Here is a 14,045-nt window from a genome sequence, read left to right on the forward strand (position 1 = left end):
TCGATGGAAAACAACCGCAACTTCTTCATCACCATCGCACTGTCGGTGCTGATCCTGGCGCTTTGGCAATATTTCTATGTGATGCCGCGCAGCGAGATGCAGCGCGAAGCCGCCCGCATCGAAGAGCAGCGCGTGGCGGAGCAGAAGAAGGCTGCCCAAGGCACCAGCCCGGGCGCCAGCGAAACACCGGTGCAGCCGGGCGCCATTCCGAGCGCGCCTGGCGGCGACGCCGTGACGCCGGCCAGCCGCGACCAGGCGATTGCCTCGACCAGCCGCGTCAAGATCGACACGCCGAGCCTCGAAGGCTCGATCAACCTCACCGGCGCGCGTCTCGATGATCTCAAGCTCAAGCACTACACGGAGACGGTCGACAAAAACTCACCCAAGATCGCGCTGCTCAATCCTGAGTCGCTGCCGAACGGATATTTCGCCGAGATCGGCTTTGTTGGCGAAGACAAGGTGGGAACGCTGCCGGGACCCAAGACCGTTTGGAACGTCGACGGCAATCCGACGCTAACGCCGGCTACACCAGTGACGCTCACCTTCACCAACGACAAGGGCCTGACTTTCAAACGCTCATTCTCGGTCGACAACGACTACATGTTCACCGTTTCCGACACCGTGCAGAATTCCGGTAGCAGCCCTGTCTCGCTGTTCAATTACGGCCGCATCACCCGCTTCGACAAGCCGGCGGTCGCCAGCATCTATGTGTTGCACGAAGGCCTGATCGGCGTCACCGGCAGCGAAGGCCTGCAGGAACACAAATACGCCGATCTCGAGAAAAACAAGCAGTACACACCGAGCAAGTCCAAGGACGGTTGGCTGGGCATCACCGACAAATACTGGGCGGCGACGCTGGTGCCGACAGAAGCGCAGGAGTTTCAGCCAAACTTCGCTTATTACGAGGACGGCCGTCATCGCTATCAAGCCGACTTCCGCACGGACGCGATTGCGCTGCAGCCCGGCGAATCCAAGACCATTGAATCGGAGATCTTTGCCGGCGCAAAGGAAGTCAACAAGATCAATGCTTACGAGAAAGATCGCAAGATAAGGCTTTTCGAAAAGCTGATCGATTGGGGCTGGTTCTGGTTCATAACTCAGCCGATGTTCTCGCTGATCGACACGCTTTACAAATTCTTCGGCAATTTCGGTCTGGCGATCCTCGCCACCACCGTCATTGTCAAGGCGCTGTTCTTCCCGCTCGCCAACAAGTCCTATGCGTCGATGGCGAACATGAAGAAGGTGCAGCCCAAGATGCTCGAGATCCGCGAGAAATACGCGGACGACAAGATGAAGCAGCAGCAGGCGATGATGGAGCTGTACAAGACCGAAAAGATCAATCCGCTCGCCGGCTGCTGGCCGGTGGCATTGCAGATCCCGGTGTTCTTCTCGCTCTACAAGGTGCTCTACATCACCATCGAGATGCGGCACGCGCCGTTCTTCGGCTGGATCCAGGATCTGGCGGCGCCGGACCCGACGTCGATCTTCAACCTGTTCGGACTGATCCCCGTTACCTTGCCGCACATGCTGATGATCGGCGTCTGGCCGCTGATCATGGGTGTGACGATGTTCCTGCAGATGCGCATGAACCCGACGCCGCCGGACCCGACGCAGGCTGCGATCTTCACCTGGATGCCCGTGATCTTCACCTTCATGATGGCGGGTTTTCCGGCCGGCCTGGTCATCTACTGGGCCTGGAACAACACACTGTCGATCCTGCAGCAGGGTGTGATCATGAAGCGGCAAGGCGCCAAGATCGAATTGTGGGACAATCTGGTCGCGCTGTTCCGCAAGAAACCGTCGCCGGCGGAATAGCCGGCACTCCGACTATGCGAGACCAAAAAGCCCCGGTTCGTCCGGGGCTTTTTGCACAAGCTGCCCGCCTGGATTAAGCGATTGGTACTGCCGGACGGATCGCGCTATTTTGACCTGGCTGGCAGTTGCTCGACGGAGCTCGATATGACCGGACCCAATCCATCGATCAAGCATCCGATCCCGTTGCACACGCGCGTCGGCTTTCTGAAACCGCTGGTGACGGCGCCGAATATCGAGATTGGCGACTTTACCTATTATGACGACCCTGACGGACCCGACAAATTCGCCGAAAAATGCGTGCTGCATCATTATCCGTTCATCGGCGACAGGCTGATCATCGGCAAGTTCTGCGCCATTGCCGAGGGTGCGCGCTTCATCATGAACGGCGCCAATCACGCCATGTCCGGCTTTTCGACCTATCCGTTCAACATCTTCGGCCATGGCTGGGAAGAAGGTTTCGACCCGGCGACATGGTCGAAGGAGGTGCGCGGCGATACAATCGTCGGCAACGACGTCTGGATCGGCATGGAAGCGGTTATGCTGCCCGGCGTGAAGATCGGCGACGGCGCCATCGTCGCGGCAAAGTCGGTGGTGACGCACGATGTGCCGGCCTATGCGATCGTCGCTGGTAATCCGGCCAAGGTGGTGAAGATGCGCTTCGACGACAGGACCATCCGGCGGCTGCTGGCGCTGGCGTGGTGGCACTGGCCGGTGGAAAAGATCAGCCGCAATCTCGATGCCATTCGTGGCAGCAACATTTTTCTTCTGGAGGCAGCGGTTTGAACGCGTTGAACAAGACCACGATCGGCATCGAATTGTTCACGCGAGCCTGGATCTTCATCCGCGGCGTGCCGGCGATGAAATTCCTGCCGCCGGAGGGTCCACCCGAGATCGCCTTTGCCGGCCGCTCCAATGTCGGCAAATCGTCGCTGATCAACGCGCTGGTCAACCAAAAGGGGCTGGCGCGCACCTCCAACACGCCGGGCCGTACGCAAGAGCTCAACTATTTCGTGCCTGGCGGATTTTCGGGAGAAGGCGCCGATCTGCCGCCGATGGCGCTGGTCGACATGCCAGGCTATGGCTACGCCACGGCACCGAAGGAAAAGGTCGACGAGTGGACGAAGCTCGTCTTCGACTATCTCAAGGGCCGGGTGACGCTGAAGCGCGTCTACGTGCTGATCGATGCCCGCCATGGCATCAAGGCCAAGGACGACGAGGTGCTGTCGCTGCTCGACAAGGCGGCGGTGTCGTATCAGATCGTGCTGACCAAGACCGACAAGATCAAGGCGGCGGGGGTACCGCGACTGGTCGAGGAAACGCTCCAGAAGATCAAGAAACGCCCGGCGGCATTTCCCTTCGTGCTCGCCACGTCGTCGGAAAAGAGCGAGGGCCTCGAGGAATTGCGTGCGGCGATCGTGCTCGCCGCCAATGGCGGATAGGCCACCGACCCTGGCAGCCTGTCAGGCGGGGCTGGAGGCCCGTTCCTGCTCTGCAAGCTGTTCGGTGCCGTAGGCCTTCAGGAACACATCGACGCCCGACCTGACGATGTGTTCGATCTCGGCCGCACTTGGCGCCTTGGTGCGATAGGCGAAAATGCACTGGCGGAAAAGGCCGGCCAGGCACAGCTCGGTGAACTGATAGGCGGCAAGCTCGACGTCGTCGATCTTCAGCAGGCCGCGTTCGATAGCCATGTTGAGGAAAACGACGACCCTGTCATGGCCGCGCTTCGGGCCGCGTTCGTAGAACCGGGCACCAAGCTCCGGGATGCGTTCCGACGCGCCGATCACCGTCCGCTGCGCCAGGATGACCCTCGCCGAAGTGATCTTCATGGACAGCACGATGCCGAACTTCACCAGCGTCTGGCGAAGGTCGCCGATCTGGTCGAGCACTTCGTACATGTTCTTGAAAATCGTGCCGCGCTCTTCCTCGATCAGCGCTTCGAACAGCTCTTCCTTGTTGGCGAAGTAGACATAGATGGTGCCCTTGGACACGCCGGCCTCGCGCGTAATGTCGTTCATCGACGCGGCTTCGAAGCCCTTGTCGATGAAGACACGGCGCGCACCCTCGATGATCTGGCTGCGCTTGACCGGGTCTTGCCCCGCGGCTGGGCGGCCGCGCGGCAGACTGTCCAGCAGATCGCACTGGTCCTTGCCGGCGCTGGGCAATGGGCCTGAATCAGGCAAAGGAGCGGCCTTGGGGGCTTCGGCCATAATGTCACACCTCGTAAAATAATTCGAACCATCCGGTTCGATTGCTCTTGATATGGGCCTCTTTAAGCGCTAAGTCAACGTCGAGATCGAACCGAACGGTTCAGTCTGACGAAATTCAGCGCCAATTAATTTAGAGAGATATCATGTCCTCGAACGCGCCCACCAGTGCCGAAGTCCGCCCCTTCCCCAGTGCCAAGGTCCAGCCTGCGATCGAAGCGCCGGAAACCCCTCTCAAGCCCGCCGACGTCACCCCGCTGGCTCCCGCCAAGAAGAAGCGCTCGATGCGCTCGATGTTGCTGCCCATCATCGGCCTGGCCCTGCTGGGCGCCGGCGCCTGGTATGGCTATGATTACTGGACCGACGGGCGCTTCATGATCACGACCGACGACGCCTATGTCCAGGCCGACACGGCGTTCATCTCGCCAAAAATCTCGGGTTATGTCGATCAGGTCAAAGTGACCGAGAACCAGCAGGTGAAGGCCGGCGACCCGCTGCTGATCGTCGATGACGGCGACTACAAGATAGCCGTTGCCCAGGCCGAGGCGCAGATCGCCACGTTGAGCAAGACGCTCGACCGCATCGATGCCCAGACCGAGGCGGCGCGCGCCTCGCTCAAGCAGGCGCAGGCGCAGAAGACCGCCGACCAGGCCGCGGCCGATAATGCGAAGCGAGCTCAGGTTCGTGCCGCCCAGTTGCTCAAGACCCGCGTCGGTACCCAGGCCCAGTTGGACGATGCCCAGACGGCGGTCGAGCAAGCCAATGCCGCACTAGCCGGCGCCGACGCGCAGATCGCGGCGGCTCAGGCGAATATCGGCGTGCTCCAGGCGCAGCGGGCGGAATCGGCAAGCACGCTGGCCTCGCTGCAGCTTGCCCACGACAAGGCGGTGCGGGATCTGTCCTTCACCGTGCTGCGCGCACCCTATGACGGCGTGGTCGGCAACCGCTCGGTCGAGCAGGGCGACCTGATCAGCCCCGGACAGAAGCTCGCCGTCATCGTGCCAATGGACAAGCTCTACATCGTCGCCAACTTCAAGGAGACCCAGCTTGCCCGGCTGATGCCTGGTGAAAAGGTCAGAGTGTCGGTCGACGCGATCGACGGTCAGGACATCGAGGGTACCGTGTCGTCGCTGGCCCCGGCTTCGGGAGCAGTGTTCTCGCTGCTGCCGCCGGAAAACGCCACAGGCAATTTCACCAAGGTGGTGCAGCGCGTTCCGGTTCGCATAGACGTGCCCGCGGATGTGCTGAAGACGGGCAAGCTTCGCGCCGGCCTGAGCGTCGTCGTCGCCGTCGACAGCCGCACGGCGCCTTCGGCATCGAAGTAAAGCGGAACCGGGAGCAAAGGTCATGGCGACCGCAACCCTAACTGCAGGATCGGCGCCGACGCCAGCCATGCCGGTGCCGGTTGACCACATCTCGACACGCCGCGTCATCGCCTTCCTGGCAATGGTGTTCGGCATGTTCATGGCCATCCTGGACATCCAGATCGTCTCGGCCTCGCTGGCCGAGATCCAGGCGGGCCTGAGCGCCAGTTCGGACGAGATTCCGTGGGTGCAGACGGCGTATCTGATTGCCGAGGTGGTGATGATCCCGCTGTCGGGCGTCCTCAGCCGGATGCTGTCGACGCGGGTGCTGTTCACAATCTCGGCGGCAGGTTTCACCGCGGCCAGCGCGCTGGCGGCGACCGCAACCAATATCGACCAGATGATCGTCTACCGCGCCGTGCAGGGCTTCATCGGCGGCGGCATGATCCCGAGCGTCTTTGCAGCCGCCTTCACCATCTTCCCGCCGTCGCGTCGCGCCATCGTCTCGCCGATGATCGGTCTGGTGGCGACGCTGGCGCCAACCATCGGCCCGACCGTCGGCGGCTATATCAGTCATGCCATGTCCTGGCACTGGCTGTTCCTGGTCAACGTCGTGCCCGGCATTCTGGTGACGACGGCCGCCTGGTCGCTGATCGACTTCGACAAACCCAATCTCAAGCTGTTCAGCAAGTTCGACTGGTGGGGGCTTGCCGGCATGGCCGCCTTCCTGGGCTGCATGGAATATGTGCTGGAGGAAGGTCCCAACAACGACTGGCTGCAGGATCAGGCGGTGTTCATCTGCGCCGTCATCATGACCTTCGGCGCGGTGCTGTTCTTCTGGCGCGTGTTCACCGCCGAGGAGCCGATTGTCGATCTGAGGGCTTTCAGCAATATCAATTTTGCCTTCGGCTCGCTGTTCTCCTTCGTCGTCGGCATCGGCCTCTACGGTCTGACCTATCTTTATCCGGTGTTCCTGGGTCGGATCCGCGGCTACGATTCGATGATGATCGGCGAGGCGCTGTTCGTCAGCGGCCTGGCCATGTTCTTCACTGCGCCGATCTCCGGCATCCTGTCGAACAAGATGGACCCGCGCATCATGATGATGATCGGCTTCTTCGGCTTCGCCACGGGGACCTGGTGGATGACGCATCTCACCGCCGACTGGGATTTCTATGAACTGCTGATCCCGCAGATCCTGCGCGGCTGCTCGATGATGCTTTGCATGGTGCCGATCAACAACATTGCGCTCGGAACCTTGCCGCCGGAGCGGCTGAAGAATGCTTCTGGCCTGTTCAACCTGACCCGCAATCTCGGCGGCGCCGTCGGCCTGGCAGTCATCAACACCGTGCTGATCGACCGCAATGCCTTCCACTACGCCAGGCTCTCCGAGCACGTGCAATGGGGAAGCGCCGCTGCGCAGCAGAAGCTGCAGAACATGACGCTCAACTTCGAGCAGACCGCCGGGCTCGACGCCTCCAAGGCGGCCATCTCCAAACTGTCAGGCATGGTCCAGCAGCAGGCGTCGCTGCTGTCGTTCATGGACGTATTCTTCATGCTGACGGTTTTGTTCGCGACGATTGGGCTCTTCACCCTGGTGATCCGCAAGCCAGCCGCTCAGGGCGGCGGTGGCGGAGGCCATTGAGGCGCGCTGGATCCCCCGCCTGGCGCCCTCGCGCATGACCCCGAAAAGCGATTTTCGGGGTCATGCGCAAAATCAACCATTACGAAGTCCTCTCGCGCTCCGACAAAGTCAGGGTCGCAGCCGTCCTCACGCCGTCGCCGGCTTGAAGGTCAAGGCAACGCCATTGATGCAGTGTCGCAACCCGGTCGGCGGCGGACCGTCGTCGAATACGTGGCCGAGATGGCCGCCGCAGCGGCGACAATGGACCTCCGTGCGGGTCATGCCCAAAGACCTGTCCACGGTCTTGCCGACGGAATTCGGGATTTCCTGCCAGAAGCTCGGCCAGCCTGTGCCGGAATCGAACTTGGTCTCTGACGAATAGACCGGCAGGCCGCAGCCGGCGCAAGCGAAGATGCCTTTGCGGTGCTCGTTGAGCAGCGGACTGGTGCCCGGGTATTCCGTGCCCTCCTTGCGCAGCACATTGAAGGCCGCGTCGGACAGGATGGCGCGCCACTCGGCTTCGGTCTTGGTAACCTCGAAAGTCTCAGCCGCGCGTGCATCCTGGGCTCCGCCCATGCGCAGCGCGGTGGCGCCTGCGACAACGCCAATGGCTGCCGCACCACTCAAAAGAAGCTCGCGACGGTTCATGGCCATTCCTCCTGTCATTGCTTGTGCCAAATTCGACCGCCACACGGAAATCAAAAGCCGGTGACGATCGCTGTCCTCAAAGCGGGACTCCGCGCCTATCCACATCTTGCGTGAACGGCGCGGAGTGTGCGCAGGGAGGCCCTTAGCGATATCTTCGCCGGCAGCGTGCGTTTGTTACATCTTCGGCAGGAGAACCTTGTCGACGACGTGGATGACGCCGTTGGACTGCTCGACATCGGCGATCGTCACATTGGCGACGTTGCCGTTCTCGTCGGTCACGGTGACCTTGCCGCCGTCGGCCTTGAGCGACAGTTCGCAACCACCGACCGTCTTGACCTTGTGGGTGCCGCCGTCGTTCTTGACCATCTTGGCGACGTCGGCGGCCATCGCTTTGGCGCCGATGACATGGCAAGTCAGGATCTTGACGAGCTTGTCCTTGTTTTCAGGCCTGAGCAGCGTCTCCACCGTGCCGGCTGGAAGTGCCGCAAAGGCCTCGTTGGTCGGCGCGAACACAGTGAAGGGGCCAGCGCTTTGCAGCGTATCGACCAGGCCGCCTGCCTTGACGGCAGCGACCAGCGTCGTGTGGTCCTTCGAGTTGACAGCATTTTCGACGATGTTTTTCTGGGCATACATGGCGGCGCCGCCGACCATCGGATTTTGAGCATAGGCAATGGTGGCGAGCGCGGAAATGGCGACCGTGCCGGCAAGCAAAATGGTGGCGAATTTACGCATGATTTCAATCTCCTCGGGTTATCGTTCCCCTCATTTGGGAACGCAAGGAGATACGCGATAGAAATGCTGAAGTTTCGCCCTCTCCGCAAAAAAATATTTGTCTCTGCAATTTGCCCGGCGCGGATCGACATCCGACAACAAGCTTTGCAGGCGTTTAAATCGCGGGAGATAGATTTCAGCTCTGCTTCCGGAGATGAGAAGCGGTCAGATGCTCTTCAGATCGCCCGCTGCGACCACCGGTCCAGTCGGCTGGCCGGTCGGTGAACCGCCGGCAGGCTCAACGCTGACCGCAAGCACGGCGCCTTGCGCCAATTTCTCCTGGACGGCGGGCGGGATGGCCAAATGCGCGGTCGCACCGGCCGGGATGACGCCCATCGACACCGGCGCCTTCTTGCCTTCGATCATCCACAGCTCGAAGTCCTTGCCGGCGGCCCGCTCGCCGGAAACGTGGGAAAGACCGACCTCGTGACGGGCAGCATCGTAGACGACGAGATATTTGACGTCGCTGCCTTCGGCCGCCAGCGAGGCGACAAGCCGCGCCTGCGGCGGTTCGGTGGACGGGCGGAAGTAAGGCACGGCGATGTAGATCGCCAGCGCCGCAATAGCGGCGGCGGCAAGACCGCGCCAGAAGCCAAGGCTCGACCACAGGCCGGCGCGCGGCTCTGCAGCGAACAGCCGGCGGTCCAATGCTTCCTTGACCCTGATCGGAGGCTCTGTCTCCGGATAGGCGGCGGCCATCGGCGAAAGATGCGCCTCCCAGGCATCGACAAGGCGCGCGAAGGCGGCGTCCGCATCGATGCGGCGCGACGCGATCTCGCGTTCATCGGCGCCCAGAACGCCAAGAACGTATTCGGCGGCGAACAGGTCGTCGCCCCCACGTTCCGGTCCATTGTCGTCAGCCAGCGTCATCTTTCCAGGCATTCTCTCAGTTTCAACAGGCTGCGGCGCAGCCAGGTCCGCATCGTGTTCAGCGGTACGCCATAGCGCTCCGCCAGTTCGGCATAGCTTTTGCCATCCAGATAGGCGCCCCGGACGGCCGCCGCCCGGTCCTTCTCCAATTCCTTGAGACAATGGTAGATGCGTTCGGACTCACCGCCCGCCACGGCCATGGCCTCCGGCCCCGGCGCCGGATCGGCCACGTCGAGCGCGGCATCGATATAGGCGGCAGGCTCTCGCCGCGCCCTGATCCGATCGATCGCATGATTGCGCGCAATGGCCACCAGCCAGGAGATCGGGCTCAGATCCGAAACGGCGAAACGGTCCGCCTTCGTCCATATCTTGACGAAGACCTCTTGAAGCGCCTCTTCTGCATCTCCCCGGTCCTTCAATACACGAAGGCAGACGCCGAAAAGTTTCGCGCTGGTCTGCCGGTAGAGCAGATCGAACGCAGCCCGGTCCTTCATCGAAGTCCGGACAATCAGGTTGCTGATGTCCTGCGGCGTCATCCGCCGCCAAATTAGGCGATTGCAATGTATTTGCAACGACTGAAATGGTCTTGCGCACCGGCAGCGCCAGCGTCGATTGCCAATGAAATCGCAGCCCGCTAGCTTGCAATGAGCGGGAGGGCGACCATGTCGATCGAGCGGGTTCTGTGGGAGCATGACGCAACCGGCCAGGCCGCACTCGTGCACAAGGGAGAGATCACACCGCAAGATCTCGTCGATGCGGCGATCGCCCGGGCCGAGGCCACCCACCCGGAGATCAACGCCATCGCCGAACCGCTCTATGAGGCGGCGCGGGCGCGGGCGAAAAGCGTCGACCACAAGCTGCCGTTTGCCGGAGTGCCCTTTGCGCTGAAGGACCTCGGCATCGCTATGAAGGGCGTGCCGACGCATGGCGGCAGCCGCATCCCGGCCTTCACCCCCGATTTCAGCTCGGTGATGACGGAACGCTATCTGGCCGCCGGCCTGATTCCGATCGCCACCAGCACCGCACCCGAACACGGGCTGAGGCTGGTGACCGAATCGGCGGCTTTCGGCATCACCCGCAACCCATGGGACACCGCGCATACGACCGGCGGTTCCTCAGGCGGTGCGGCTGCGCTGGTCGCGGCCGGCGTCGTGCCGGTGGCGCATGCCTCGGATGGCGGCGGCTCGATCAGGGTGCCTGCGGCTTGTACCGGGCTGATCGGGCTGAAAACCTCGCGAGGCCGCGTACCCTTGACGCCGCTCGTCACCGAAAGCTGGTACGGCTTCGTCGTCGACCATGCGTTGGCCCGCTCGGTGCGCGATACGGCCCTGCTGCTCGACCTGACCCACGGGCCTGACCCGCTGTCGCCCTACGCGGCACCCTCGCCGAACGGCAGTTTCACTGCGGCGGCTGGGCGCGATCCGGGCAAGCTCAAGCTCGCCTTCTATCGAAAATCGCCGCTCGGCCTGCCGATATCGGAAGAGACGTTGAAAGCTCTGGATGCGGCGATCGGGCTGGCGCGCGAAGGCGGACACAGCGTCGAGGAGATCGACCTGCCCTATATCGATCGCGATTTCATCGCCGATTTCGCCAGAACCGTCGCTGCGGCGGTGGCCGGCACGGTGCGTGGCGAGGCCTTGCGCGTCGGCCGCTCCATCTCAGGCGACATCGAACGCGCCACGCGCGTGATGAGCCGGTTCGGTGAAATTCTCTCGGCCGGCGAAATCTATGCCGGCCTGCAGCGGCTGCACGCAACCTCGCGCCGGCTTATCGCCGAAACCGCGCATTATGATGCAGTGCTGATGCCAGTAATCGCGCACCCGCCGCTCGCCTGCGGCGTCATGGACCCGAAAGGCGCCGACGAATTCATCGAGAATGTCCTGGACAGACTGCGCCTCGCCGGCCTGCTGAAGTTCAAGCCGCTATTCGGCCAGCTGATGGACAAGAGCCTGTGGTTCACCCACTGGCCGGCGATCCAGAACGTCAGCGGGCAACCGTCGATCACGCTGCCGGTTTACGTCACCGATGCCGGCCTGCCGCTCGGCGTCCAGGCCGCCGGCCGCCCCGGCGACGAGGAAACGCTTTTGTCGTTCGCCGCGCAGATGGAAAGGATCTCGGGCTGGCTGGGCCGACGGGCGCCGCTCCAGCGGCCGGCATAGGCGGTGATTTGATCGATGGTGACAGCAAAGCCGTTTGCCCCCTCGTCCAATTCCCGCTAAGACGCCGCCGTTCATGCCAAGCTGGGAGCCACGCCGATGACGGATGTCGCCGCCACCGCCGAAATGCAGGCCGCGCTGCTTTCAAGGGCGCTGCCCTATATGCAGCGCTACGAGAACAAGACGGTCGTGGTGAAATATGGCGGCCACGCGATGGGCGACATCGCGCTCGGCAAGGCTTTCGCCCGCGACATCGCACTTTTGAAACAATCCGGCGTCAACCCGATCGTCGTGCATGGCGGCGGGCCGCAGATCGGCGCCATGCTCAGCAAGATGGGCATCGAATCCAAATTCGAGGGCGGCTTGCGCGTCACTGACCAGAAGACCGTCGAGATTGTCGAGATGGTGCTGGCCGGGTCGATCAACAAGGAGATCGTCGCGCTGATCAATGCCGAGGGCGAGTGGGCGATCGGCCTGTGCGGCAAGGACGGCAACATGGTGTTTGCCGAAAAGGCGCGCAAGACCATGATCGATCCGGATTCCAACATCGAGCGGGTGCTCGACCTGGGCTTCGTTGGTGAGCCTGTCGAGGTCGACCGCACATTGCTCGACCTCCTGGCGCGGTCCGAAATGATCCCGGTGCTGGCGCCGGTGGCGCCCGGCCGCGACGGCCATACCTACAACATCAACGCCGACACTTTTGCCGGCGCCATCGCCGGCGCCTGCCAGGCGACGCGCCTGCTGTTCCTTACCGACGTGCCCGGCGTGCTCGACAAGGACAAGAAGCTGATCGACGAGTTGACCGTGGCCGAGGCCAAGGCCCTGATCAAGGACGGCACGGTCTCGGGCGGCATGATCCCCAAAGTCGAGACCTGCATCGAGGCAATCGAGCGCGGCGTCGCAGGCGTCGTCATCCTCAACGGCAAGACGCCGCATGCGGTGCTGCTCGAGCTGTTCACCGAACACGGCGCCGGCACGCTGATCGTGCCGTGAGGCCGGGTGTCTGAGGGGCTCAAGCGTTTGACGAAATAGCGGTCACGGACTGACGCGACAGGCGTTCGACAACCATCGATTCCTCTTCCTCGTCTTGCGGCGCGCCCCAGAATTCGGCGAGCGTCGGGCCATTTTTGAGGCGGCGGTCGCGGACCAGAAAACCCCAGACTTCGCGGAACCAGACGCGGCGGCCCATTTTGGTGTACCAGCGCATCGAATGCCGTTGCTCCGGATCCTTGTGGAACAGGATGCGGGCCAGCGCCTTGGGCCGCGACTGCACGGCCAGTTCGATCAGCTTGACGGCGAAGAACAGCATCCACGGCTTGAGGCGGGTCATCTGCAGCACCTGATGCTTGTAGTCCCACAGGCGGGCGTCCAGCTGGATCACCTTGCGGTCCCTGGCAATCCTGAAGAACGGCGTCCAGCGATGCGGCGTTACATAGAGCGCCTGGATCTGGTCGGGGTCATAAGCGATCAGCTGGCGGAAGCCGCGCCAGAGGTCGCGCAAACTTTCGTCCTCGAAACCGGCCACCCAGGTCGCCATCGACAAGATGCCGTTGAGGCGCAGCAGCCGTATCGCCTCGCGGTCGGACGAGGTGCTGCCGCCCTTGCGGATCAATGCAAGCGTCTGCTCGTCGGTATTTTCCATGCCAAGCAGCCAGCGGATGACGCCGGCCTGGCGATAGAGATGCAGGCTGTCGGCGTCGCGGACGATGTCGTCGGCGCGGGTGGAGCCGACGATCAGCACCGGCACATTCTCGGCGATCATCGCATCGAGAAAGGCGCGCCAGGCTTTTTTGGACGACGTCGGGTTCTCGTCGGCAAGGTTGATCAGCTCGACGCCATGCTCGCGGTATAGCCAGGCAATCTCCCGCGCGAACTTCCCGGCGTCGCGGTGCCGCCAGCGCGTCCAGAAGCCGCGCTGGCCGCAATAGTTGCACAGATGCGGACAGCCTCGCGAGAATTGCATGACTACTGCGCGCTTGCCGCCCCAATAGCTGTAGCGACTGAAGTCGATCAGTTCCCAGCCGATGCGGTAATCGTCGAAATTGGTGATCGTCCTTGCCGGCCGGGTGGCAAAAGGACGGCGCAAATCGTCAGGAAAAGCGATCCCCGCCACGTCCGACAGCGGCTTGCGTTTCTCAAGCGCTTCGACCAGCGCGACGATTGTCGCCTCGCCCTCGCCGCGCACGATGACGTCGAAGACATTCGTTTCAGCCAGTATGTCGCGCCAGTGATAGGTCGGAAACACGCCGCCATAAATCAGGATTGTCGCTGGCTCGATGTCCTTGACCATGCCGGCGATCAGCAGGGCTGTCGGATGTGCAGAGGTCGAGCCGGAATGGCCGATCAGAATGCAGTCGGGATGGTCGCTCAAGGCGTCCCGGACCAGCGTGGCAAGCGCCATCGGCCCGAATTCGGCGTCCACAAGCCGTAGTTGATGTCCCGCGTCGATCAGCGGACCGCCCAGTGCCAGCAAGCCGAGCGGCGGCAGATGGTCGTCCGGCACACGGCTGCCGATGGCGGTATGCGGCGGGTTGATCAGGACGATTTTCATGGCGGGCCTTATGCAATGGCGGTCCGCATGTCGTAGTCGGCGATCTAGTTCCGGAGATTGGCTCGCTTCAGCAGTTTGTGTGCAGCTTTTCCGCAGAAATGC

At 62.4% G+C, this 14,045-nt stretch carries 13 protein-coding genes; 7 read left to right on the forward strand and 6 right to left on the reverse strand.

Translation table 11 applies throughout. The annotated features are described in order from the left end of the window. Positions 1 to 3 precede the first annotated feature (3 nt). From yidC to yihA, 3 genes are all read left to right on the forward strand, one after another. Positions 4 to 1,815 (forward strand): membrane protein insertase YidC, encoded by a 1,812-nt coding sequence (gene yidC / locus NKI59_RS01075; protein WP_352568513.1) that lies wholly within the window; start codon positions 4 to 6, stop codon positions 1,813 to 1,815. 144 nt (positions 1,816 to 1,959) lie between these two features. Beyond that, on the forward strand, positions 1,960 to 2,598 hold the full coding sequence (locus tag NKI59_RS01080) for a CatB-related O-acetyltransferase (RefSeq protein ID WP_023677492.1): 639 nt from the start codon (positions 1,960 to 1,962) through the stop codon (positions 2,596 to 2,598). Beyond that, positions 2,595 to 3,254, forward strand: a complete 660-nt coding sequence (gene yihA / locus NKI59_RS01085; protein WP_352472343.1) for a ribosome biogenesis GTP-binding protein YihA/YsxC — start codon at positions 2,595 to 2,597, stop codon at positions 3,252 to 3,254. Before NKI59_RS01080 ends, yihA begins: the two co-directional genes overlap by 4 nt. A 21-nt stretch (positions 3,255 to 3,275) precedes the next feature. Here the strand turns inward: yihA and NKI59_RS01090 are convergent, their stop codons facing one another. Beyond that, positions 3,276 to 4,025 carry a TetR/AcrR family transcriptional regulator gene (locus NKI59_RS01090; RefSeq protein WP_352455986.1) on the reverse strand — a complete coding sequence of 250 codons (750 nt, stop codon included), beginning with the start codon at positions 4,023 to 4,025 and terminating at the stop codon, positions 3,276 to 3,278. A 143-nt stretch (positions 4,026 to 4,168) separates the two neighbouring features. Here NKI59_RS01090 and NKI59_RS01095 point away from each other — a divergent pair, with 143 nt between their 5' ends. Together NKI59_RS01095 and NKI59_RS01100 are read left to right on the forward strand one after the other, a co-directional pair. Then, positions 4,169 to 5,347 (forward strand): HlyD family secretion protein, encoded by a 1,179-nt coding sequence (locus tag NKI59_RS01095; protein WP_352588540.1) that lies wholly within the window; start codon positions 4,169 to 4,171, stop codon positions 5,345 to 5,347. A 67-nt stretch (positions 5,348 to 5,414) separates the two neighbouring features. Continuing rightward, the gene (locus tag NKI59_RS01100; protein ID WP_352702257.1) at positions 5,415 to 6,968 is read left to right on the forward strand and encodes a DHA2 family efflux MFS transporter permease subunit; all 1,554 of its coding nucleotides are present in this window, start codon (positions 5,415 to 5,417) and stop codon (positions 6,966 to 6,968) included. Positions 6,969 to 7,094: 126 nt separating this feature from the next. Here NKI59_RS01100 and msrB read toward each other — a convergent pair whose 3' ends face one another. The 4 genes from msrB to NKI59_RS01120 form a co-directional block, all read right to left on the reverse strand. After that, positions 7,095 to 7,595 (reverse strand): peptide-methionine (R)-S-oxide reductase MsrB, encoded by a 501-nt coding sequence (gene msrB / locus NKI59_RS01105; RefSeq protein WP_023677487.1) that lies wholly within the window; start codon positions 7,593 to 7,595, stop codon positions 7,095 to 7,097. A 174-nt stretch (positions 7,596 to 7,769) separates the two neighbouring features. Next, positions 7,770 to 8,327 (reverse strand): fasciclin domain-containing protein, encoded by a 558-nt coding sequence (locus NKI59_RS01110; RefSeq protein ID WP_352588546.1) that lies wholly within the window; start codon positions 8,325 to 8,327, stop codon positions 7,770 to 7,772. 204 nt (positions 8,328 to 8,531) lie between these two features. Then, complete coding sequence (locus NKI59_RS01115) at positions 8,532 to 9,236, reverse strand: anti-sigma factor (RefSeq protein ID WP_352702259.1); 705 nt, start codon at positions 9,234 to 9,236, stop codon at positions 8,532 to 8,534. Continuing rightward, a complete protein-coding gene (locus NKI59_RS01120) occupies positions 9,233 to 9,772 on the reverse strand; it encodes a sigma-70 family RNA polymerase sigma factor (RefSeq protein WP_023677484.1) in 540 nt (179 codons plus the stop codon). Before NKI59_RS01120 ends, NKI59_RS01115 begins: the two co-directional genes overlap by 4 nt. Positions 9,773 to 9,898: 126 nt before the next feature. On the opposite strand from NKI59_RS01120, the gene NKI59_RS01125 reads away from it, so the two are divergent. Both NKI59_RS01125 and argB read left to right on the forward strand, forming a co-directional pair. After that, positions 9,899 to 11,395 (forward strand): amidase, encoded by a 1,497-nt coding sequence (locus NKI59_RS01125; RefSeq protein ID WP_352701782.1) that lies wholly within the window; start codon positions 9,899 to 9,901, stop codon positions 11,393 to 11,395. A 96-nt stretch (positions 11,396 to 11,491) separates the two neighbouring features. After that, positions 11,492 to 12,385 carry an acetylglutamate kinase gene (gene argB / locus NKI59_RS01130; RefSeq protein WP_023677482.1) on the forward strand — a complete coding sequence of 298 codons (894 nt, stop codon included), beginning with the start codon at positions 11,492 to 11,494 and terminating at the stop codon, positions 12,383 to 12,385. 19 nt (positions 12,386 to 12,404) lie between these two features. On the opposite strand, the gene bchE is transcribed toward argB, so the two are convergent. Continuing rightward, on the reverse strand, positions 12,405 to 13,943 hold the full coding sequence (gene bchE / locus NKI59_RS01135) for a magnesium-protoporphyrin IX monomethyl ester anaerobic oxidative cyclase (protein ID WP_352701785.1): 1,539 nt from the start codon (positions 13,941 to 13,943) through the stop codon (positions 12,405 to 12,407). Positions 13,944 to 14,045 lie beyond the last annotated feature (102 nt).

It is taken from the genome of Mesorhizobium sp. M0598, assembly GCF_040320865.1.
Taxonomy (GTDB): Bacteria; Pseudomonadota; Alphaproteobacteria; order Rhizobiales; family Rhizobiaceae; genus Mesorhizobium.